The 21047-nt window shown below is 60.8% G+C and carries 23 protein-coding genes; 7 read left to right on the forward strand and 16 right to left on the reverse strand.

What is annotated here, in order from left to right; genetic code table 11:
* Positions 1-72: 72 nt before the first annotated feature.
* The 5 genes from HU722_RS13675 to HU722_RS13695 form a co-directional block, all read right to left on the reverse strand.
* Positions 73-924 carry a CAP domain-containing protein gene (locus HU722_RS13675; protein ID WP_065876311.1) on the reverse strand — a complete coding sequence of 284 codons (852 nt, stop codon included), beginning with the start codon at positions 922-924 and terminating at the stop codon, positions 73-75.
* Positions 925-1005: 81 nt separating this feature from the next.
* Positions 1006-2331 (reverse strand): MFS transporter, encoded by a 1326-nt coding sequence (locus tag HU722_RS13680; protein WP_186755099.1) that lies wholly within the window; start codon positions 2329-2331, stop codon positions 1006-1008.
* Positions 2332-2389: 58 nt separating this feature from the next.
* A complete protein-coding gene (lhgO, locus tag HU722_RS13685; protein WP_065876309.1) occupies positions 2390-3583 on the reverse strand; it encodes an L-2-hydroxyglutarate oxidase in 1194 nt (397 codons plus the stop codon).
* 111 nt (positions 3584-3694) lie between these two features.
* Positions 3695-4405: a FadR/GntR family transcriptional regulator gene (locus HU722_RS13690; protein WP_065876308.1), complete on the reverse strand. Its 711-nt coding sequence runs from the start codon at positions 4403-4405 to the stop codon at positions 3695-3697.
* Between the two features lie 46 nt (positions 4406-4451).
* Complete coding sequence (locus HU722_RS13695; protein WP_186755097.1) at positions 4452-5636, reverse strand: MFS transporter; 1185 nt, start codon at positions 5634-5636, stop codon at positions 4452-4454.
* 112 nt (positions 5637-5748) lie between these two features.
* Between HU722_RS13695 and HU722_RS13700 the strand changes: the two genes are divergently transcribed.
* Together HU722_RS13700 and HU722_RS13705 are read left to right on the forward strand one after the other, a co-directional pair.
* Positions 5749-6657 carry a LysR family transcriptional regulator gene (locus HU722_RS13700; protein ID WP_065889751.1) on the forward strand — a complete coding sequence of 303 codons (909 nt, stop codon included), beginning with the start codon at positions 5749-5751 and terminating at the stop codon, positions 6655-6657.
* A 20-nt stretch (positions 6658-6677) separates the two neighbouring features.
* The gene (locus tag HU722_RS13705) at positions 6678-7352 is read left to right on the forward strand and encodes a GNAT family N-acetyltransferase (protein WP_065889756.1); all 675 of its coding nucleotides are present in this window, start codon (positions 6678-6680) and stop codon (positions 7350-7352) included.
* 328 nt (positions 7353-7680) lie between these two features.
* On the opposite strand, the gene HU722_RS13710 is transcribed toward HU722_RS13705, so the two are convergent.
* Positions 7681-8274, reverse strand: coding sequence for a TetR/AcrR family transcriptional regulator (locus HU722_RS13710; RefSeq protein ID WP_186755095.1), 594 nt, complete (start codon positions 8272-8274; stop codon positions 7681-7683).
* Between the two features lie 69 nt (positions 8275-8343).
* On the opposite strand from HU722_RS13710, the gene HU722_RS13715 reads away from it, so the two are divergent.
* Positions 8344-8943 carry an NAD(P)H-dependent oxidoreductase gene (locus tag HU722_RS13715; protein ID WP_065889758.1) on the forward strand — a complete coding sequence of 200 codons (600 nt, stop codon included), beginning with the start codon at positions 8344-8346 and terminating at the stop codon, positions 8941-8943.
* A gap of 1 nt (position 8944) precedes the next feature.
* On the opposite strand, the gene HU722_RS13720 is transcribed toward HU722_RS13715, so the two are convergent.
* From HU722_RS13720 to HU722_RS13730, 3 genes are all read right to left on the reverse strand, one after another.
* Positions 8945-9334, reverse strand: a complete 390-nt coding sequence (locus tag HU722_RS13720; protein WP_065876302.1) for a hypothetical protein — start codon at positions 9332-9334, stop codon at positions 8945-8947.
* 32 nt (positions 9335-9366) lie between these two features.
* The gene (locus HU722_RS13725) at positions 9367-10623 is read right to left on the reverse strand and encodes a 3-phosphoshikimate 1-carboxyvinyltransferase (RefSeq protein ID WP_065881505.1); all 1257 of its coding nucleotides are present in this window, start codon (positions 10621-10623) and stop codon (positions 9367-9369) included.
* Positions 10624-10768: 145 nt separating this feature from the next.
* Positions 10769-11323 carry a UPF0149 family protein gene (locus HU722_RS13730; RefSeq protein WP_065889760.1) on the reverse strand — a complete coding sequence of 185 codons (555 nt, stop codon included), beginning with the start codon at positions 11321-11323 and terminating at the stop codon, positions 10769-10771.
* A gap of 185 nt (positions 11324-11508) precedes the next feature.
* On the opposite strand from HU722_RS13730, the gene HU722_RS13735 reads away from it, so the two are divergent.
* Positions 11509-12321 carry a crotonase/enoyl-CoA hydratase family protein gene (locus HU722_RS13735; protein ID WP_065876299.1) on the forward strand — a complete coding sequence of 271 codons (813 nt, stop codon included), beginning with the start codon at positions 11509-11511 and terminating at the stop codon, positions 12319-12321.
* Between the two features lie 5 nt (positions 12322-12326).
* A complete protein-coding gene (gene nudC, locus HU722_RS13740) occupies positions 12327-13160 on the forward strand; it encodes an NAD(+) diphosphatase (RefSeq protein ID WP_065881500.1) in 834 nt (277 codons plus the stop codon).
* On the opposite strand, the gene HU722_RS13745 is transcribed toward nudC, so the two are convergent.
* The 5 genes from HU722_RS13745 to HU722_RS13765 all read right to left on the reverse strand — a co-directional run bounded on the left by HU722_RS13745 (position 13128) and on the right by HU722_RS13765 (position 17336).
* Complete coding sequence (locus HU722_RS13745; RefSeq protein WP_049708563.1) at positions 13128-13907, reverse strand: TSUP family transporter; 780 nt, start codon at positions 13905-13907, stop codon at positions 13128-13130. The genes nudC and HU722_RS13745 overlap by 33 nt on opposite strands.
* 193 nt (positions 13908-14100) lie before the next feature.
* Complete coding sequence (gene pcsA / locus HU722_RS13750; RefSeq protein ID WP_049708562.1) at positions 14101-14817, reverse strand: phosphatidylcholine synthase; 717 nt, start codon at positions 14815-14817, stop codon at positions 14101-14103.
* 149 nt (positions 14818-14966) lie between these two features.
* Positions 14967-15881 (reverse strand): class I SAM-dependent methyltransferase, encoded by a 915-nt coding sequence (locus HU722_RS13755; RefSeq protein WP_065889762.1) that lies wholly within the window; start codon positions 15879-15881, stop codon positions 14967-14969.
* 50 nt (positions 15882-15931) lie between these two features.
* Positions 15932-16420: a DUF1289 domain-containing protein gene (locus HU722_RS13760; protein WP_049708560.1), complete on the reverse strand. Its 489-nt coding sequence runs from the start codon at positions 16418-16420 to the stop codon at positions 15932-15934.
* A gap of 16 nt (positions 16421-16436) precedes the next feature.
* On the reverse strand, positions 16437-17336 hold the full coding sequence (locus tag HU722_RS13765) for a LysR family transcriptional regulator (protein ID WP_065889763.1): 900 nt from the start codon (positions 17334-17336) through the stop codon (positions 16437-16439).
* Between the two features lie 97 nt (positions 17337-17433).
* Here HU722_RS13765 and HU722_RS13770 point away from each other — a divergent pair, with 97 nt between their 5' ends.
* Together HU722_RS13770 and HU722_RS13775 are read left to right on the forward strand one after the other, a co-directional pair.
* Positions 17434-18444: a zinc-binding alcohol dehydrogenase family protein gene (locus HU722_RS13770; RefSeq protein WP_065889766.1), complete on the forward strand. Its 1011-nt coding sequence runs from the start codon at positions 17434-17436 to the stop codon at positions 18442-18444.
* An 86-nt stretch (positions 18445-18530) separates the two neighbouring features.
* On the forward strand, positions 18531-18830 hold the full coding sequence (locus HU722_RS13775) for a putative quinol monooxygenase (RefSeq protein ID WP_065889768.1): 300 nt from the start codon (positions 18531-18533) through the stop codon (positions 18828-18830).
* A gap of 86 nt (positions 18831-18916) precedes the next feature.
* On the opposite strand, the gene HU722_RS13780 is transcribed toward HU722_RS13775, so the two are convergent.
* Together HU722_RS13780 and HU722_RS13785 are read right to left on the reverse strand one after the other, a co-directional pair.
* Positions 18917-19141 carry a DUF2188 domain-containing protein gene (locus HU722_RS13780; RefSeq protein WP_083207212.1) on the reverse strand — a complete coding sequence of 75 codons (225 nt, stop codon included), beginning with the start codon at positions 19139-19141 and terminating at the stop codon, positions 18917-18919.
* 343 nt (positions 19142-19484) lie between these two features.
* On the reverse strand, positions 19485-20735 hold the full coding sequence (locus HU722_RS13785) for a ribonucleotide-diphosphate reductase subunit beta (RefSeq protein ID WP_186755093.1): 1251 nt from the start codon (positions 20733-20735) through the stop codon (positions 19485-19487).
* Between the last annotated feature and the right edge of the window lie 312 nt (positions 20736-21047).

Genomic DNA, 21047 nt, shown 5'->3' on the forward strand with positions numbered 1-21047 from the left:
TGCCAGTTCAGCGGGATTATCCATGAGATGGCAATTTGATGCTCCCTGCATTTCAATCTGCCAGTACCGCCTTTACTGCGCGCCGAAAACCCCCGTCCAATAGATGCCTGCGTCACTCTTCGGGTCCATCGCATAGGCCGCACCCAGCTCGCGGAATTGCGGGTTCATGAGGTTGGCGCAATGGCCCGGGCTGGCAAGCCAGCCGTCCACGACCTTGCGCGGGGTGTCCAGGCCGGCCGCGATATTTTCGCCAATGGTCTTCGCGGTGTACCCGGCCAGTTCGGCGCGGTCGCCGGGGGTACGGCCGTCGTGGTCGAGGTGGTCGAAGAAGTTACCGTTGGCCATGTTGCGCGTATGGCTGTTGGCGGCGCCGGCCAGGTCTTCATTCCAGGACAATGGCGTGGTCGCGGTAAACGCCTGGGTACCGCATTGGCGCGGTTGGGCGCGGGCGGTATTGATCAGGTTGAGCAATTGCTTACCTTCGGTCTGCCAATCGCCGAGGCCGCTGGTCAGCAGCGGGCGGGCGAGCACGATGCGCCAGTCCTGGCCGCTGTTGCTCACGCCGATGTCGACAAATTGCGGGTCCAGCACCACACGGCAGAAGCTTTCGCGCACGGCCTTCATGGCTGACTGCGCATCCTTGGGCCCCGACAGGCTGATGGCCTGTACGTTGACCATCGGGTACGCGGCCCGCGCCAGCGCTTGCTGCAAGTCGCCCACATTGTTGGCGGGCAGCACCAATCGCGTGTCGCTGGCCAGCGGTGGCAGTTCCTGGGAACCCTGGTCACCGCAGCGTTGCACCTGGCTGCGGTATTGGTTGATCTGTTGGACTAGCTGACTTTCTTCATTCGCCATCGCGCTGGCGCAGAACACCGTAGTGGCGGCCAGCGTCGTAAGACCCATCATCAATGACAGAACGCGCATGGACGTTACCCTTGAGCTTGAAAGTGCCCATGATGCGCGATCCGGGTGCATCCATGCACCCGTTAGTCCGAACTTTTTCCTTTAGTTTTTGAATGCCGAGTGTTTACGGCCCTGATCGCACAAAGCGAACACCACCACCAGCGCTGCAGAAATGGCGAGGATGATCACAACGCCATCAGTGGAATGCGTGGCCGAGGCCGCCACCATCGACAAGGCACCCAGCGGCGCCAGGCCTCCCGCGATGGCCGTGCCGATTTCGCGGCCAGTGCCAAAGCCTGATGAACGGGTCTGGGTGGGGAACTGTCGGCTCAGGAACGAACCCTGGGGGGCAAACATCATCGGCGCAAGAATGCCGGTGCCCACGCCAATGGCGATGTAGATCATCAGGCTTTCGCCCGTGTTGAGCAGGGCCAGGAACGGGTAGGCGAACAGCAACGAAAACACCCCGCCGAGCACCAGCACGGTTTTGCTGCTCCACGTGTCGCACAGCCAGCCGAAGCAAGGCACGGCGACGATAGCAATCAAGCTGGCGATGGTCACCGACAGCGAGGTGACGTGCACATCCACGCCTTTGAACTGGGTCAGGTACGCCAGCGAGAAGGTCTTGAAGATGTAACTCAACGCGTTGTAGCCGATGGCCACGAAGAACACCACGGCCATGCCCTTCAGGTCGTTCTTGAACAAGGCCTTGAGGGGCGAGGCTTTTTCCTGAGTCGCTGCTTTGCTCAGCTCATTGAATTGCGGGGTTTCCGGAATGCTGTTGCGCACCCACAGGCCGACACCCACCAGAACGATGCTGCAGATAAACGGAATGCGCCAACCGCCGGCCAGCAGGAATTCGTTGCCGTTGATGGTCAGCAGGTACACGGTGAGCGATGACAGCAACAGGCCCAGGTTCAGGCCCAGCGCCGGCCATGCACCCTGGCTGCCGCGCTTGCCCTGGGAGGCGTGTTCATAGGAGGTCACCGCCGCCCCGGACAGCTCGGCACCGGCGCCCAGGCCCTGGATGATGCGGATAAACACCAGCACGATCGGCGCCCAGATGCCGATAGAGGCGTAGCTGGGGATCAGGCCGATCAGCGTGGTGCACACGCCCATCAGGCAGAAAGTCAGCACCAGCACTTGCTTGCGGCCGAACTTGTCACCCAGGTAGCCAAACAGAATGCCGCCGAATGGACGCGCGATGAAGCCGATGGCAAAGGTGGAAAAGGCCATCAACGTGGCGGTCTTCGGGTCGCTGTTATCAAAGAAGATCTTCGAGAACACAATGGCCGCCATGGTGGCGTACAGGTAAAAGTCATACCACTCCAGCATTGAGCCAAAGATCGTGGCAGCGGCGACTTTGCGCAGGCGCTTGCGGGTCTGTTCGGGCGTTTCCGTGGTGGGGATGGAGGTTGATGCCGTCATGCTGTACTTCCTTCTGGGTCTTTATAGTTATTGTCAAATGGACGCGTATTGGCGGGTGTTACTCGGGCTTGAACAGGCGGTCGGCGATCATCGCGCCGATGGGCATGGCTGAGGTGGCGGCGGGTGAGGGCGCGTTGCATACGTGGAGCATTCGCGGGGTCTGGGCGAACAGGAAATCGTGCACCAGGCTGCCGTCGCGCATCACTGCCTGGGCGCGGATACCGGCCTCGTAGGGCAGCAAATCGTCAAGGGTCAGCGACGGGCAGTACTTGCGGCATTGCGCGAGGTAGCCGGACTTGAACAGCGAGTTCTTCATCTCGGTGGTGCCGGAGCCGAGGTTCTGCCAGAGGGTTTTCCAGAAACCGGGAAAGCGGGCGTATTGCGCCACGTCGCGCCAGTTCACCGAGAACTTGCGGTAGTTCTCGCGGCCCAGGCCCAGCACGGCGTTGGGGCCGACGGTCACACTGCCGTCGATCATGCGGGTCAGGTGCACGCCGAGGAACGGCAGCTCCGGGTCGGGAATCGGGTAGATCAGGTGATTGACGATGTTGTTTTTCGACGCCGGCAGACGAAAGTATTCGCCGCGAAACGGGATGATCTGGTGGTCGATCTTTACCCCGGCCAGGGTCGCCAGGCGGTCGGACTGGAGCCCGGCACACACCACCAAGTGGCGCGCCTGCCAGGTTTCACCACGGGTGCTGACGGTGACTTTGTCGGTGTCTTCGTGGATGGCGGTGACGGTGCGTTCCAGGCAGATCTCGCCGCCGCTGCGACGGATCACTTGGGCCATGGTCTCGCACACCTGGCGGTAATCGACGATGCCGGTGGCATCCAGAAACAGCCCGCCCAGGCCGACGATGTTCGGTTCACGCTGACGCAACTGCTCGGCGTCCAGGCGCTCGACCTTCATGCCATTGAGCTGGGCGCGCGCGTACAGGGCTTCCATGCGCTGCATTTCCAGCGGGCTTGAGGCGACCAGCAGCTTGCCGCACACCTCGAACTTGATGCCGTGTTCGGTGCAGAACTGTTTGGTGGCTTCGGCGCCGCGCTTGCACAAGTCGGCCTTGAGGCTGCCGGGTGCGTAGTAAATGCCGGCGTGGATCACACCGCTGTTGTGGCCGGTCTGGTGCTTGGCCAACACCGATTCTTTTTCCACGATCACCAACGAGGCACCGGGCTGGCGTTTGAGCAGCTCCATTGCGGTGGCCAAGCCAATGATGCCGCCCCCGATAATGCAAAAATCATGAATCATTGTGTGAAGTCCCCAAGCGTGCACATTTCGGTCTGCTTATCAGGTTGTCAGACTAATGGTTTTGTTAAAAAAATGGCGTGTCAGGGACACGCTGTAAAAAGGGTTAATCGGTCAATGGGTGGCCGGCAATTCCAGTTGCAGGCGCCGCGCCGCCGCACGCAAGTGGGCTTCGGCGCTGGCCGCGGCGCGTTGGGCGTCGCCGTCTGCAATAGCCTGGTACAACAATTGGTGTTCCTCGGTGGCGTCGGCAGAACCGTTGGCAAAGCGCGATGCCGAGTTTTCCCAAGCGGTTTTGCGCGCACTGGCCAATTGGCTTCTTAGGAAGTCATGGAAGGCCACGAAGTAGTCATTCTTGCTGGCGTCGGCGATGGCGCGGTGGAATTCCACATCGGCCAGCGCCGCTGCTTCAAAGTTGTCGCGGTTGTCTTGCATGTCCTGCAAGGCGCTCTTCATGCGTTGCAGGTCGGCGTCGTCGCGGCGTTGGGCGGCAATCGAGGCGGCCGTGGTTTCGATCCACAGGCGCACTTCGAACATTTGCGCCAAGTCAGCGCGACGTCCGTTCTGCTGAGGAAAACGGAACACCGTGCCGGCGGGCGTCTGCGAGATAAATGAACCCAGGCCACGGCGGGCGGTGATCACGCCGTCGGCTTTGAGTTGAGCAATGGCTTCACGCACCACGGAGCGACTGACGTTGAGTTGTTCGGCCAGTTGCTGTTCGGTGGGCAGGCGCGACTCAGGCGGCAATTGGCCGGATTCGATTTCTGCGCGAATCGCGCTGACAACCCGTACGACAAGCGAATCGGGGCGCTGGAGCTCAAGCATGGGACAACCTTATTGATCAGGTTGTCAGACAATAGTCGTTACGATTTTATCTTGTCAATGTCCGTATCGCACCTGCGAGCAGGATCACACCCAGCGCCACGCCGAAGGTGACGTGCAGGCCGTTGGCCACTGATTGCGCGGTGGCGTGAGTCACCTCCGGCGTGGCCCAGGCGAACACCGCGCCGAGGACCGACGCGCCGACAATCAAGCCGAGATTGCGCGACAGGTTCAGCAGGCCGGAGACAGTGCCTCGGTTCGCTGGCTGCACATCCTTCATTACAGCGGTGTTGTTCGCGGCTTGGAACAGGCTGTAGCCGGTGGTCAGAATGACCAGCGCACCCAGGTACATGAACAGCCCCGAGGTGAATGACAGCAGCAGTGTGCCACAGGCCAGCACGCCCAGCCCGGCGAGTGTCATGCGTCGGCTTCCGAGGCGGTCGGTCAGGCGGCCGGCGGGTACGCCGGTCACGGCCGCGATACACGGCCCGACCGCCATGGCCAGGCCCATCCACTCAGGCGCAAGCCCCAGGCCACGGGACAAATAAAACGGCCCCACCACAAAGGTGGCCATGATCACGGCGGCCACCAAGGCACTCATGGCCAGGCCGGCGCGCAACGAGGCGTCCTGCAATGACGACCAGAAGTTTGAGCCTGTGGGCGATGACTCACGCTGCCCATCGACCGGTAAATAACGATAGGCGAGGGCGACCGCCATCAACCCCAGCGGAACGCCGACCAGGAATATCGAGCGCCAGCCCCAGACGCTCAGTAACACACCACCGACGCTGGGCCCCATGGCGGTACCGACGGCCGACATCGTGCCCAGCAAGCCCATCACTCGCCCCGTACGTTGCTTAGTCACCGTGTCACCCACCATCCCCAACGCCATCGCCATCATGACTGCCGCGCCCAACCCTTGCAGGACGCGCGCGACAATCAGCCATTCAAGCGCAGGTGCCATGCCGCACAGCCCACACGCCACGGCGAACAGCAGCAGCCCCGCAAGCAGCAACCGTCGACGGCCCAGTCGGTCGCCCAGGCGTCCGGCACTCACAATCACCGCCGTGATCGCCAGCAGGTAGGCCAGCACCACCCACTGCACGGCGTGGAAAGACGCATCGAACGCCCGCGCCAGGCTGGGCAGGCCGACGTTGGCAATGCTGGTGCCGAGGGAGGCCAGCAACATGGAAAGCGACAGGCTGACGAGGCTGCCGCGTGAGGCGTTATGCATGGGGAATCCTTGAATGAAGGCAACTGTCGCAAATCTACGGCGTGGCCTAACATGGCGGAAGACGCATGGGTTGCAGTTAATACCTGCGCGTAACGCCTGATAAGGAACGCCGATGCCCGATCTCAATCTGCTGGTCACTCTGGATGTATTGCTTGCCGAAGGCAGCGTCGCCGCCGCGGCCAGGCGCTTGTGCCTGAGCCCTTCGGCGATGAGCCGTGCGTTGGCACGCTTGCGTGAAACCACCGGCGACCCGTTGTTGGTGCGCGCCGGGCGCGGCTTGGTGCCGACGCCAAGGGCAGTGGAGCTGCGCGAACAGGTCAGCCGCCTGGTGCAGGAGGCCACTGCGGTGCTGCGCCCTGTGCAATCGGTGGACATGGCTCAGGTCGAACGCACGTTTACCTTGCGTACCAGCGAAGAGTTCGTCGAAAACTTCGGCCCGGCGTTGCTCGCCCGCATCGCTCAGGATGCACCCGGCGTGCGCCTGCGGTTCATCAACAAGACCGATAAAGCCAGCGCGTTGCTGCGTGAAGGCAGTGTCGACCTGGAAACCGGCGTGGTCGACCCCGCCGCCAGCCCGGAAGTGCTGACCCAGGCATTGTTTCGTGACCGTCTGGTTGGCGTAGTGCGCAGCGGCCATCCGATCAGCCAGGGCGAGGTGACTGTCGAACGCTATGTCAGTGGCCAGCATGTCTACGTATCGCGCCGTGGCCAGGCGCGGGGGCAGATCGATGACGTACTTGAAGCCATGGGCCTCACGCGGCAGATCAGTACCCTCGTCGCCGGTTTCGCCACCGCCATTGCCCTGGCTCGCGACACCGACCTGATCGCCAGCGTGCCCGAGCGCTACACCGTCCATCAACGTGAAGGGCTGCACACCTTTGTGCTGCCGCTGGCGTTACCCACGTTTACCGTGGCGATGCTCTGGCACCCCAGGCTGGATGCCGACCTTGCCCATCGCTGGTTGCGCGGATGTTTGCGTGAGGTGTGCAGGCTGCAACGGGTACAATCGCCGCTGCCTTGATGCTAAACCCAGGAATTTGCATGTTCAGCCTTACCCGCTACACCACACCGTGCCCCGAGCCTGTAAATGGCCAGATCCTGCAGATGGTGGTGGACAACCTCACCGACATCAGCAGCGTGGGACTGCCGCCGAGCAACCTGCTGTACAACATCTACCAGTACGCCACCGGCTTTGAGGTGCACCTGTACCTGGAAGCACTGAACGGTTCAAAGGGCATTGCCGTCGAGTTGGTCGTGGCGACCGATGCGCAGGACCCGGAAAAGGTCATTGGCTTTGTGCTGTCTCTGCCAGTGAAGGATGACCCCGAGGCCTGTGGCGTCGCGTTCATGGCGGTGCAAGTCGGTTACCGGCGCCAGGGTGTGGCACGCGCGATGATGCGCGACGTGCTGAGTCGTTATCCCCATGCGGAGCTGGCGTGCTCAGTGGAAAAGGTGCCGGCGTTTGAAGGCATGGGCTTTCAAGTGCGCGGCGCGCGCGGCACCCAAGTGCTGATGAACACGCGGGACTACGGCACCGATGGCTTGATGGGTGTGTTGGATGTGGCGGCGATCTACAACTCGCTGGAAGTGCGGCAGATTCATACGTACCTGCTACAAAAACACGGCAAGCGAGCGATGGTGGATGCGGAAAAGCAGCGCGATCGGCACCTTGATCAGTTGGCGCGCAAGGTTCAGTTGTTTGTGGCTGGGCACTGACTCGCTTGTTGTCGTGGCCCAAGTGCACTTGTAGTGAGCGGGCTTGCCCCGCGCTGGGCTGCGAAGCGGCCCTAAATCCTGATATCGCGTTCTACCTGAAAAAACGCGGCGGCCTTATTGGGGCCGCTTCGCAGCCCAGCGCGGGGCAAGCCCGCTCACTACAGTGCGATGTGGCCTTGTCAGTCACCCTTTCAGTGGCAGAATCACCGCGATCGCAGGCAAGCCAGCTCCCACATTTGAACCTCATTTACACCTGATAGGGCTCGAGCGACTATCAGGCCGCCACGGGAGCAAGCTCCCTCGCCACAACATCCCAAGTAGCAATGACCTAAACGCGGCCGCGATTAACCATCGCCAGTATGGTCGCCAACAACTCCTGCTGCGCCTCTTCACGACTGATCTCGCCACTGGCTGCCGCCTGGGACAGCGCCTCTGCAGCCCCCAGCATCGCCCGCAAACCGGCCTGGGATAAGCGCCCAAAGGGCGACAGCGCAGCGCGGCACTTGTCGAGGAAGATCGCCTCGTACTGGCGCTTCAGGGATTCCAGCTCCGGCGAGCTGCTGAGTGCCGCAATCACCCCAGGAATTTCCCGGCCTTGCAATAACACACAATCCACATAGGACTCGGCGATCACCCAGGCCTGATCGTCAAGGGTGGCGCTGCTGGCCGCTATGGCGTTGGCAAATACCCGATCCTGGCGCGCATCAAAATCCTCATACAACGCAACCAGCAACCCGGCACGGGTAACGAAATGGTCGTAGACCACCGGCTTGGTCACCCCTGCCAGTTCTGCCAGGCGGCCAAGGGTCAGGGCTTCGGTGCCTTCATCGCGCACCAGTTGCCAGGCCACATCCAGCAATTGGCGCAGGCGGTCTTCGCGGGACAGGCGACGACGTGGGGTAGGGGATTCACTGCTTGACATGCTTATGTACCAAAAGTAACTTACTAATCGTAACTTAAGCCCAGCGTAACCCCAAAGGGAGTCAATGTCATGCACGCACTCATCGTTGTTGCTCATCACGACCCGCAATCTCTCACCCATGGCGTGGCTGCCCAAGTCGCCGTTGGCCTGACAGCCGCGGGTCACACCTACGAAATCGCCGACATTGCCGCAGAAGGTTTTGACCCGCGCTACACCGCTGCCGACCATCTGGTCCATCGCAGCCGCGCCACGCCACCGGCCGACGTACTGGCCGAACAGGCGCGCATCGACCGCGCCGATGCCTTGGTGCTGGCGTTTCCGATTTACTGGTGGTCGTTGCCGGGCCTGCTCAAGGGCTGGATCGACCGCGTCTTCATCAATGGGTGGGCGATCGACTACAGCCCCGATACGCCGGTGGTGAAGAAACTGCGGCACTTACAGGTGCACCTGCTGGCCTTGGGCGCCGCCGATGACGATGCGTTTGACCGACACGGCTATGCCAAGGCAATGCGCACGCAGATCGACTACGGGATCTTCGACTATTGTGGCGCGCAGGTGGTGACGTCGCAGCTGATGCTGGAATCGGAAAGCGGCGGGGCGCAAGTGCATCTGCAAAAGGCCAAGACCGTGGGCCAGGGTCTGTTCGAGAGCGAGACGGTCGCCGGTTGATTCAACCTTCGCGAAACAGGTCGTGGGCATCCAGCAGGCGGTAGGCGATCTCTGGTCGTTTCTCCAGGCCTCGGCGGATCGCGGCCGGGATCGATTGGCGGGTTTTGCGGCACATGCCCGGCAGTTCGTCGATCACGATCTGGATCCCACGCATGCTCTTGACCTCGGTGTGGCCCGGTGCGATATGCACGCGAATGCCCAATTGCTGGTACATCAGCTGTTGCAGGCGTTCCAGGTCTTGCAAGCTCTTGAGGTCTTCAAGGCGGTCGAGCAGTTTCTTCTCTTCCTGACGCGTCAGGTTGAGGATGCGCAAGTCGGCACCTGGCGCTTGCAGCAGGTCGTCGCGGTCGCAGACGCAAGCGCCAGGTGGGCAGGGTTGGCGAATCGTCATGTGCACTGCCTCCCCATTCCGACGCTGATCGCTCAGTAGGTCAGCACGACCCCAAGACTGCCCAAAGCCTTCCAGTACTCAGGATAGGTCTTGGCTACGCAGTCCGGGTCCTGAATACGGATGCCCGACACTTTCAGCCCGGCCAGGGCAAAGCACATGGCGATGCGGTGGTCGGCGTGGGTGTCGATCAGCGCGTTGCACGACGTGCCGGCCAGCGCAGGATCACTGGCGACCAGCAGGTCGTCGCCCTCGATGGTCGCCAGGCCCGGGCGGATCTCGTTCAGGCCGTCATGCAGCGCTTGTACGCGGTCACATTCCTTGACCCGCAGGTTGGCGAGCTCAGTGAAACGCACCGGGGTGTTGTTGAACGCAGCGAGCACCGCCAGGGTCGGGATGGCGTCCTGCATCTGCGAGCCGACCACGGTCGCCTGCATGTCTGGGAATTGCGCGATCACGGCCTGCGCCTTGGCGTCCGGCTGGGTAAAGTCTTGCGCGGCTACGCCGATGTCGATGCGGCCACCGGTCAACACTTCAGCGGCCCACAGGTAAGTGGCGGCGGAGGCGTCGGGTTCGATCAGATAATCATGGGCGCTGTAGCCGGTAGGGGCGACGCGCCAGGTGGTGTCGTTGACTTCTTCAACCTGGGCACCGAAGGCACGCATGCAGTCCAGGGTCAGGTCCACATAGCCACGCGCACCGATGTCCTTGCCGGTCAGCGCCACTTCAATCGGCGCTTCACCGCAGGCGGCGAGCATCAGCAGGGCCGATACGTATTGGCTGGACAGGCCGCCGTCGATCTCGAAGCGCTTGGCTTTGATTTTGCCTACGCCGTGTACGGTGACGGGTGGGCAACCGGTGGGGCTGTCAACCTGGATACCGTTTTGGCCGAGGGTCGCCAGCAGCGGGCCGATCGGGCGTTTTTGCATGTAGTCATCGCCGTCCAGCACAACGGTGCCGTCAACCGTGGCAACGGCAGCGGTGAGAAAGCGCATCGCGGTGCCTGCGTTGCCGAGGAACAGCGGTTGACCCGGCAGTTGCAGTTTGCCCTGGCCGGTGACGACGAAGGTGGTGTCGTCCGGCTCGTCGATGGTTACGCCCATTTGGCGCAGGGCCACTGACATATGGCGGGTGTCATCGCTTTTGAGCGCGCCGCTGAGGCGGCTGGTGCCCTTGGCCAGGGCGGCCAGCAGGAGGGCGCGGTTGGTAATGGATTTGGAGCCGGGGGGCGCGACCTTGCCATTGAGGGGGAAGTTGGGCGGTGTAACGGTCACGGTTTTCTGCGAACTCAAGGTACAGGGCTCCTGATTCAAGGCAAGGTGGCACGGAGTGGCCGACAGGCGGATTCGAATAATCGGGTATAGATGCTGTGCTTGTCGAGCCTGCGTTCGGCCAGCGTGTTTGACGGGGCGCCTGAGATCAAGATCAAAAGCCAAATTATCGTTTTGTCAGCCAGTAATCATGCAGCGCCCGCGCTGCCGGTTCGATTTGGCTGACACGCTGCTGGTGCGCCTGCACATCCAGGTCTGCCGGCAGTTCGAAATTGTCCTGCTCGGCGCACCAGGAAATTTTCTCCAGTGCTGCGGCTTGCACGGCTGGCAGTTCCGGCCAGTTGCCGATGGCGGCGCCGCGGATGTAGCCAAAGCACCATTCTTCGGCGAGGGTTACGGTTTGGCCCTGGTGTTCGGTTTCATCGAAGCGGGCCTTGAAACCCTTGGCATCAATCGCCAGTTGTTCGGCCAGGGTGTTGATATGGCGAACGCACAGTTCAAGGAAGCTTTGCGCTTCGTCCATGTTGTCCCATTCCGGGTTCTGGCCACCCCAGATGGCCGGGAACCACTCAGCCACATCCACCTGGACCGGGCTGGAAACCAGCGCGGTGAAGTAGCCGTCGAGTTCGGCCAGGTTCAATACGGAATGGTCGTCGCCGTATTTGAGCAGGGCATCTTCGATCGATTCGAATTCGGCGGGGGCGAGGGGGTGGGCGTGCATGGGCATATCCTTTAAACGTCGAGCGCCGCGCGTGGGGCGGCTTAAAGCGCGAAGGATGGCGTGTACGCAGGGTTTTATCCAGCGTCTTTTCCTTCACGGTGTACAGTCCCGCTTTTGGCCGATGCGTCCTTGTGCACCCTTGTTATAGTTCGGGCCTAATTACTCGCCAGCCAGGGATTACTGCCATGTCCGAATACCAAGCTTTCGTCGTCGAACTCACCGGCAACGTTGCCCATGTGCAGATCAACCGCCCGGAAAAGATCAACGCGATGAACGCGGCGTTCTGGACCGAAATCATCGACATCTTCCAATGGGTCGAAGACACCGACGCCGTGCGCGCCGTGGTGCTCAGTGGCGCCGGCAAGCACTTCTCCTCAGGGATAGACCTGATGATGCTGGCCTCGGTCGCCAACGACTTCGGCAAGGACGTGGGCCGCAACGCGCGCCTGCTGCGACGCAAGATTCTCGAACTGCAGGCTTCGTTCAACGCGGTCGACAACTGCCGCAAGCCAGTACTGGCGGCAATCCAGGGTTACTGCATCGGCGGCGCCATCGACCTGATCAGCGCTTGTGATATGCGCTACGCCGCCGAGGGTGCGCAATTCTCGATCAAGGAAATCGATATCGGCATGGCCGCTGACGTTGGCACCCTGCAACGCCTGCCGCGCATTATTGGCGACGGCATGCTGCGTGAGCTGGCCTACACCGGCCGCCAGTTTGGCGCCGAGGAAGCGCGCAGCATCGGCTTGGTCAACCGTGTGTACCCCGATCAGGACAGCCTGCTGGCCGGCGTCATGGAAATCGCCCATGAAATCGCCGCCAAGTCACCGATTGCGGTCACTGGCACCAAGGCTATGATCAGCTACATGCGTGACCACACCGTCCATGATGGCTTGGAATACGTTGCCACCTGGAACTCGGCTATGTTGCAATCCAACGACCTGCGTGTGGCCATCGCGGCCCACATGAGTAAGCAGAAACCCGAATTCGTGGATTGACTGACATGACCCCAGGCTGGATTACCACAACGCTGCTGGACAACGACACCCCGGGTGGCTGGGCCGTTGCCCGTAGCCGCGAGGGCTTTTTGCACGACACCAATGGCCCGTTGTTCCCCCGTGAATGGCTCAAGCGCCAGGACCTTTCGGTGTTTGCCGAACATGGCATCGGCCACCTCGACGGCGAGCCGGTGTACCTGCTGGAACTCAACGCGGCGGCCGAAGTGCCGGGCTGCAGCTGGCAGGGCCTGCGCGGCTTCATGCTGCAAGGCGATCACACCCTGTACAAAGTGCTGGGCTACGCGGCGCAGATCGGCACGTGGGCACGGGAGCATCGGTTTTGCGGCAGTTGCGGCCAGGCCATGGTCCAGGTGCCACGCGAGCGTGCGATGTATTGCCAGGCCTGTGACCTGCGCAGCTACCCGCGAATCTCGCCGAGCATGATCGTGCTGGTGACCCGTGGCGACGAGATCCTGCTGGCGCGTTCGCCGCGTTTTGTCACCGGCGTGTACAGCACGTTGGCGGGGTTTGCCGAACCGGGCGAATCGGCCGAAGACTGCCTGATCCGCGAGGTCCGCGAAGAGGTGCAGGTGGAGGTCAAGAACATCCAGTACATGGGCAGCCAGTGCTGGCCGTTCCCGCATTCGATGATGCTGGGTTTCCACGCTGAATACGCGGGTGGCGACATCGTGCCCCAGGCTGACGAGATTGAGGACGCGCAGTGGTTCAATATCCACGACCTGCCGCCGTTGCCGGCGTCACGTTCGATTGCGCGTTACCTGATCGACCTCTACCTGGCCCGTCGTCTAGGCCACGCTGAACCAGTGCTGCCAGGCTAGGCGCACGGTCAGGCCGAGGACCACGGTGATAAACACTGGGCGAATGAATTTGGCGCCGCCGCTGATCGCGCTGCGTGCGCCAAAGAACGCGCCACCCATTACCGAAATGCCCATCGCCAGGCCGACGATCCAATCCACCGAGCCGTTGAAGATAAACACCGACAGCGCCGCCGCGTTGCTGACGAAATTCATGCTGCGCGCCACGCCGCTGGCTTTGACCAGGTCGATGGGGTGGAGCAGCATCGTGCTCACCGTCCAGAACGCCCCGGTGCCGGGGCCCGCTACGCCATCGTAGAAGCCCAGGCCAAAGCCCTGGGTGGCTTGCCATTTCTTCTTGATCGGCGCGTCGGCGTCCAGCGGCGCCTTGGGCGTACCACCGAACAGCAGGTACACACCACAGGCAAATACGATCACCGGCAGCATTTTGTTCAGGGTTTCAGCAGGCAGGTAGTGGGCGACTACTGCGCCAGCGAGTGCACCCACCAGCGTACCGACGATGGCGTGCACCCACTGGCGCGGGTGGAACAGCTTGCGGCGGTAGAAGGTAAAACTGGCGGTGGCCGAGCCGAACGTGGAGCTGAGCTTGTTGGTGCCCAGTACCAGATGGGGCGGCATGCCTGCGGTGAGCAGGGCCGGCGTGGTGAGTAAGCCGCCGCCGCCGGCGATGGCGTCGATGAAACCGGCGATAAACGCAACGACGGCCAGGATGGCGAGGGTGGTGAGGTCTACGCTGAGTTCGAAGGGCATGGGCAGGACTTAGAATGGCGGGGCGCAGAAAGGTGCTGCGCCGAAGTGTGCCATCTTACCCGCCGGATGTACGCAGATCCAAATGTGGGAGCTGGCTTGCCTGCGATGGCAGTGTGTCAGTTGACGTATCTGGGGCTGACTCACCGCTATCGCAGGCAAGCCAGCTCCCACATTTTAAACCGTGCCCGCTTGACTAGCGGCGTGCCTCGATCCACTCCAGGGCGGTGCGCCAGACACAAATCCCCAGGAAATACGCCGACATCACCGACCACAACCCAAACGTCCACGGGTTGGTGTTCGGATAATCCACCACCATCAAAAAGCTGCACAGCAACCAAATCGTGGTCACCGCGATATTGATCGGCATGAATCGTTTAACCCGGAACGGGTGCAAGAACTTCATTGGCGTTACGGTCAGCAGCGCCAGGCCAATCACTGTGAGCAAGGTGACCCAGGCTTCCGGCTGGATGATATAGACACACAGTGCAACCACGTTCCACGCGGCGGGGAAGCCGACGAAGTAGTTGTCCTTGCTCTTCATGTTCACGTTGCAGAAGCAGAACAGCGACGAGACCAGGATCACCGACACCGTAAACAGGTGGGTAAACTCCGGCAGGTCGATATAACGGTAGATAAACAGCGCCGGAATAAACACATACGTCAGGTAATCAATCACCAGGTCCAGCACCGAGCCGTCGAAACTCGGCAAGACGGTGCTCACGTTGACCCGTCGCGCCAATGAACCGTCGACGCCGTCCACCACCAGCGCCAGGCCGAGCCACAGCAGGCAAGCCTTGGGTGAGTTTTCCAGCAGCGCCAGGGTGGCCAGGAAGGCCAATACCACACCGGTGGCGGTAAAGCCGTGGGCGCCCCAGGCTTTGAGTCTGGCTACATGCAGGGTCGATATCACGGGCGGTTCTCCAAAAGGTGAAACGGGGCAGCCGACAACGTGACGCTGTCGAGTCTGGCCGGGGAATGCAGGTATCGACCGGGAAGGAGGTCAGAAGGTTCACCAACCCGGTGTATCACTTAGCGTAGCAAGCGTAAGACGTTTCGGCATCAGCCCTGGCGAAACACCAAGGCCTTTAAGCCGCTTTGCGCGTCAATATCAGGAAATTCCGGCGGGTTTTGCAGCCGTTCCACGAATCGTAACCCGGGTGCCTCTTGTGTCACACCGTCGATCAGGAAGTCCTCGCCGAAGGCCGGGTCGTTCATGCACGCCAACACGGTGCCCTGTGGGGTCAGCAAGTCCGGCAGGCGCCGCAATACGCGCTGGTAGTCCTTGGTCAGCAGGAAACTACCTTTCTGGAACGACGGCGGGTCGATGATCACCAGGTCATACGGGCCGCTGTTAGTGACCTTGGCCCAGGACTTGAACAGGTCATGGCCCAAAAAGCTGACCTTGCTCAGTTCATGACCGTTCAGGCGATGGTTGTCGCGGCCACGGCTCAGGGCGCCACGTGCCATGTCGAGGTTCACCACATGCTCGGCGCCACCTTCGATGGCGGCCACGGAAAACCCACAGGTATAGGCAAACAGGTTGAGCACGCGCTGGCCCTTGGCCTGTTCGCGCACCCAGTTACGCCCGTAGCGCATGTCGAGGAACAGCCCGCTGTTCTGTTTTTTACCCAGGTCGATCAGGTAACGCAGCCCGCCTTCGGTGATGGTCAGCTCATCGACAGGGTTGCCTGCCAGCCATTCGGTGGTGCTTTGCGGCAGGTACCGGTGTTGCAGGGCGACGGTGTAGGCACCGAACTGCGTCTGCAGCAGCTGTTTCAGGGCGTGCAGGTGTTCTGCCTCAGGCTCCTTGAACAACGACACCAGCAGCACGCCTTCTAGCCAGTCCACCGTCAATTGCTCTAGGCCCGGCCAGCAGCGACCACGGCCGTGGAACAGGCGCCGGGTTTCAGCCGGTGGGCTGGCCAGGGCGGTGAGCAAGTGAGTGTGCAGGGTGGTGAGTGCGTCTGGGTTCATCGTTAAACGTCGGTCGTTGAGCGGGCGGCATTTTAAACACAATTGCGTCGTTAGAAGGCAGCGATCAAGGGTGAACCAAACACGTCCCGAATAAACCCCGGCGCGATATACCGTTCGTAATGCGCTTCGGACAGCAGGAAAAACTCCCGATCAATCGCGTCGCGCAGGTCCGCCAAATGGCGCTCACGAAACTCTGGCAACAGCGCCAGCCCATACGCATCCAACTTGGAAATCACCCGCGCACCCCGGGCTATCAGCTGGTACGCCCAGCAATACGGCGACTGGTGCGGCATAAAGCGGATCTTGCGATTTTCAAGCTGCTGGCGCAGCAGGTGCGCATCAAACACTTCCAGTTTGCTGGCCATCACCTGCACCAGCAATTGCTCCAGGCGCAGCCACACGGCCTGTTTCTCGTCGGCGTTGTAGCCGTTCCACTGGATCACTTCGTGGTGATAACGCTTGCAGCCCCGGCACACCAGGTCCCCGTAAACGGTGGAGCATAGGCCGACGCAGGGTGTCTTGATGGTTTGATTGGGCATAAATAAAGACTGTTGTTTATTCCGGAACAGGAGGGTTCAAGGCGTTGAACCGGTTGCTCAGCCACTGATGCAACTGAGTGACAGCGCGTGACATTTGTCCACGGTGAGGGCAGGCGAAACTCAAGGGGTACACATCCCCAGGGTGGTCGGGCATCAGTACGACGAGGCGGCCGGCTTTCACATCCGTACTTACATCCAGCCTGCACTTGTAGGCGATACCTTCTCCGTCCAGCGCCCAGCGCCGGACCACGTCGGCGTCATCGCTGAACAGTGGCCCCGAGACTTTCACGGTCTGTGTGCCCAATTGCCAGCGATCATGGATCCGACCATTTTGCAGATAAAGCAGGCATGCGTGGTGGGCCAGGTCGTCCGGTTCAACGGGCGCTCCCTGTCGCGCCACGTAGTCCGCAGAGGCCACCAGCACGCGGCGGTTCTGGGGTGCCAAGGGCAGGGCGATGTAGTTGGCGTCCTCGTTGAGTCCGTAACGAATCGCCACGTCCACTGGGTCACGGAACAGGTTGCTCACTTGGTCGGAGAGAAAAAACCGCAGGTTCAGCGCTGGGTGCATGCGCCGAAATTCCGTGAGCCACGGCAACAGGACGTTACGCCCCAGGTCCGACGGTGCCGCGATCTGCAGCGTACCGCGCAGGGGCGCATGGTCACCGCGCAGGTGTTGCCGCCCTTGCTCCAGTTGCTCGAGTACGGAGCGTGCGGTGGGCAAATACTGCTCGCCTTCCGCGCTCAGGCGCAGGCTGCGCGTGGTGCGTGTAAACAGGCGCACCTCCAGCTCGCGCTCCAGCCGCTTGATGGCCGCCGCTACTTGCCCCGGCAGCAAGTCGGCTTCGACCGCCGCCGCGGTGAAACTGCCCAGGGCGGCGCTGCGCATAAACAGCGCCAGATCATCGATGCGGATCATTTTCACTCCAGCAGTGAAAGTGTTGCTGCATTGTGTCTATTTTTCTTTGAAGTGGGAACGGTAAAGATGCACGCAACCCCATCATCAATGAGTTGCCATGAAAGCCATCACCTTTACCGAGCACGGTCGGCCCATCGACGATCCGCGCTCCCTGCAAGATGTGAACATCGCCGCACCCACACCTGGCCCCAAGGATTTGCTGGTGGAAGTCGAGGCCGTTGCGGTCAACCCCGTGGACACCAAAGTGCGCGCCGGTACCTTCGCCAAAGAACCGAAGATTCTGGGTTGGGACGCGGCCGGAACGGTGCGTGAAGTCGGCGTTGACGTCACGTTGTTCAAGGCGGGCGACAAGGTTTACTACGCCGGTTCCCTGACCCGGGCAGGCAGTTACAGCGAACTGCAAGTGGTAGACGAGCGTATTGTCGGGCATCGCCCGCAGTCGCTGAGTGCGGCCGACGCGGCGGCGTTGCCGTTGACTTCGATCACCGCCTGGGAATTGCTTTTTGATCGGCTTGGCGTTACCGAGGATGGCGGCGACGGCGATGTACTGCTGATTGTCGGCGCCGCCGGCGGAGTGGGTTCGATGCTGGTGCAATTGGCCCGTAAACTGACCGGCATGACCGTCATCGGCACCGCCTCGCGCCCGGAAACCGCCGCCTGGGTCAAACGCATGGGCGCCGACCATGTGATCGACCATCGTCAGCCGATGCTTGCCCAACTGCAGGCGCTCGGCATTGCAGAGGTCAGTCATGTGGCCAGCCTGACGCATACCGAGGAGCACCTGGCGCAGTTGGTCGAAGTGCTGCGCCCACAGGGTCGCCTGGGGGTGATCGATGATCCGCGCAGCCTGGATGTGATGCCACTCAAGCTCAAGTCCTTATCCCTGCACTGGGAGCTGATGTTCACGCGCTCGCTGTTCGAAACCCCGGACATGATCAATCAGCACCACCTGCTCAATCGCATCGCTCAGTTGATCGACCAGGGCATCCTGCAAACCACCCTGGGCGAGCATTTCGGCGCCATCAATGCCGAAAATATGCGCCGAGCCCATGCCCTGGTCGAAAGCGGCAAGGCCCGGGGCAAGATCGTGCTCGAGGGCTTCCTGTGAAAACACTGACCGTGTGGCTGTGTGCGCTATTGATCGCAGGCTGTTCAAGCCAGCCCCCATTACGTTCTACAACCGGAGCCACTACCATGCAAAAACCTTTGGTGTCCCTCGCTGTACTCAAGGCCAAACCCGGCAAGCAGGAGGCTCTCAAGGCAGGTTTGTTGACCCTGATCGAACCTACTCGGGCCGAGCCGGGCAATCTGGATTACGTGTTGTTCGAACGTCGCGATGAGCCCGGCACGTTCTACATGCGTGAGGCGTTCAAGGACCAAGCGGCCCTTGATGCGCATTTTGCGACGCCGTACTTCCAGCGCTTTGCCGCCACGACGGATGATCTGCTCAGCGAGCCGTTGCAACTGATTTTTTTGGAGCAGGTTTCCAACTAAGGTCTCCCATGGGCCGCTTTAGGGCGGTCCATGGGGCAAAGCCTAGTTTCTACGCTCGCCGGAAATATACCCTTGAGATATTGCACTCAGCCGTTTGGTGGAAATGGATCATCTCCGTAAGTATTGCGTTCGCGAATCTGGCCATTCTGTCCATGGATGAACATTTCGCTCTCCTGGTTTATTGCGATTTCACGAGCGAGCTTAATGGCTTCCGCTTGAGTACTAACAACCTTCGTGGCTTTTGAGTTTCCTGCACCTTTTACGGCCCAGTCGTTCCCGTGGGGGACTACATGTTGATTTTTTTTAGACATGGCTAATAACCTCTTCAAAACTGATGTCTGAGATCAGGCAAATAATTTGCCTGCTCGTAGGGTTAATTTTGGAATCCAAGATGTCTTACAGAATCTTGTCTCCGACGATCAGCCGTTGACACCGCTTGAAGGTCCGCCATAATCACGCCCCGCATTTCCTCAAATGCTTTCGTGATTGTGGTTCTCCCCAATCGCGGCCCGTGTAGGTGGGCTTCGTTCACTTGTACGGTCAAGACCCATAGCAGCCGCATGAACGGTTGCTATGGGTTTCTTGTTTCTGGTCTCTTCTACTTGAATCCTTCGATCGCAGACCTCGATCTTACTTGCACCCTGCGTCCTAGAATCAATCCCAGCTCAACGCGCCGCCAGTCTGATACTCAATAACCCGCGTCTCAAAGAAATTCTTCTCTTTCTTCAAGTCCATGATCTCGCTCATCCAAGGGAACGGGTTCGTCGTCCCTGGATACTCTTCCTTCAACCCAATCTGCGACAAACGACGGTTCGCGATGAACTTGAGGTAGTCCTCCATCATCGCCGCGTTCATGCCCAACACCCCGCGCGGCATGGTGTCGCGAGCGTATTCGATCTCCAACTGCGTCCCTTGCAGAATCATCTGGGTCGCTTCTTCCTTCATCTCGGCATCCCACAAATGTGGGTTTTCGATTTTGATCTGGTTGATCACATCGATACCGAAGTTCAGGTGCATCGACTCATCGCGCAGGATGTACTGGAACTGCTCAGCCACGCCGGTCATTTTGTTGCGACGGCCCATGGACAGGATCTGGGTGAAGCCGCAATAGAAGAAGATGCCTTCGAGGACGCAGTAATAGGCGACCAGGTTGCGCAGCAATTCTTTGTCAGTCTCAACGGTGCCGGTTTCGAACTTCGGATCGGAGATCGAGCGGGTGTACTTCAAACCCCAGGCGGCCTTTTTCGCGACCGATGGAATCTCGTGGTACATGTTGAAGATCTCGCCTTCATCCATGGCCAGCGATTCGATGCAGTACTGGTAGGCGTGGGTGTGGATCGCCTCTTCGAAGGCCTGGCGCAGGATGTACTGGCGGCACTCCGGGTTGGTGATCAGGCGGTACACGGCCAGGACCAGGTTGTTCGCGACCAGCGAGTCGGCGGTGGAGAAGAAGCCGAGGTTGCGCATGACGATGCGGCGTTCGTCGTCGGTCAGGCCTTCGGGGTCTTTCCACACGGCGATGTCGGCGGTCATGTTGACCTCTTGCGGCATCCAGTGGTTGGCGCAGCCGTCGAGGTATTTCTGCCAGGCCCAGTCGTACTTGAACGGCACGAGTTGGTTGAGGTCGGCGCGGCAGTTGATCATGCGTTTTTCGTCAACGGCGACGCGGGCGGAGGCGCCTTCGAGTTCGGCGAGGCCTTCGGCGACGTCGAGTTTGTCGAGGGCGGCCTTGGCGCGGACTATGGCGGCGGAGTCACTGGCGGTGACGGCGCGGGCTTCAAGGGCGGCGGCAGCGCCGGCACCGTCGAGGCGGTCCATGTTGGCTTCGGTGGCGTGGCCGGCGTTGGCGCCCTTGATCACCGCTGCACCGGTGTCTTCGTTATCGACTTCATCCCAACTCAGCATCGAAATATTCCTTTCAGATCGGGTTTGACGGCCCTTGGAGCCGCCAAAAAATAAGTAAATTGCAGGCTTCAGGCATTGAAATACTGCGCATAGTGTGGTCGATAAATACCGATACTGCACACTATGTAGTGGTCTGTTCTGTTTGTGGGCACACTATATGGTGTGTGGTTACGATGGTCAACGCGCAAGAGGGCAGTGAATGTCGCAGGCCTGCCAGCCGACCTGATCGATGAGGCGTACGCGTTTCCCTGTGGACGCTGGCTTGCCTGCGAAGGCATCGCCCCGGTGTGCCTGATGAACCCGGGCTTCTGC

It is taken from the genome of Pseudomonas tritici (genome assembly GCF_014268275.3).
Taxonomy (GTDB): domain Bacteria; phylum Pseudomonadota; class Gammaproteobacteria; order Pseudomonadales; family Pseudomonadaceae; genus Aquipseudomonas; species Aquipseudomonas tritici.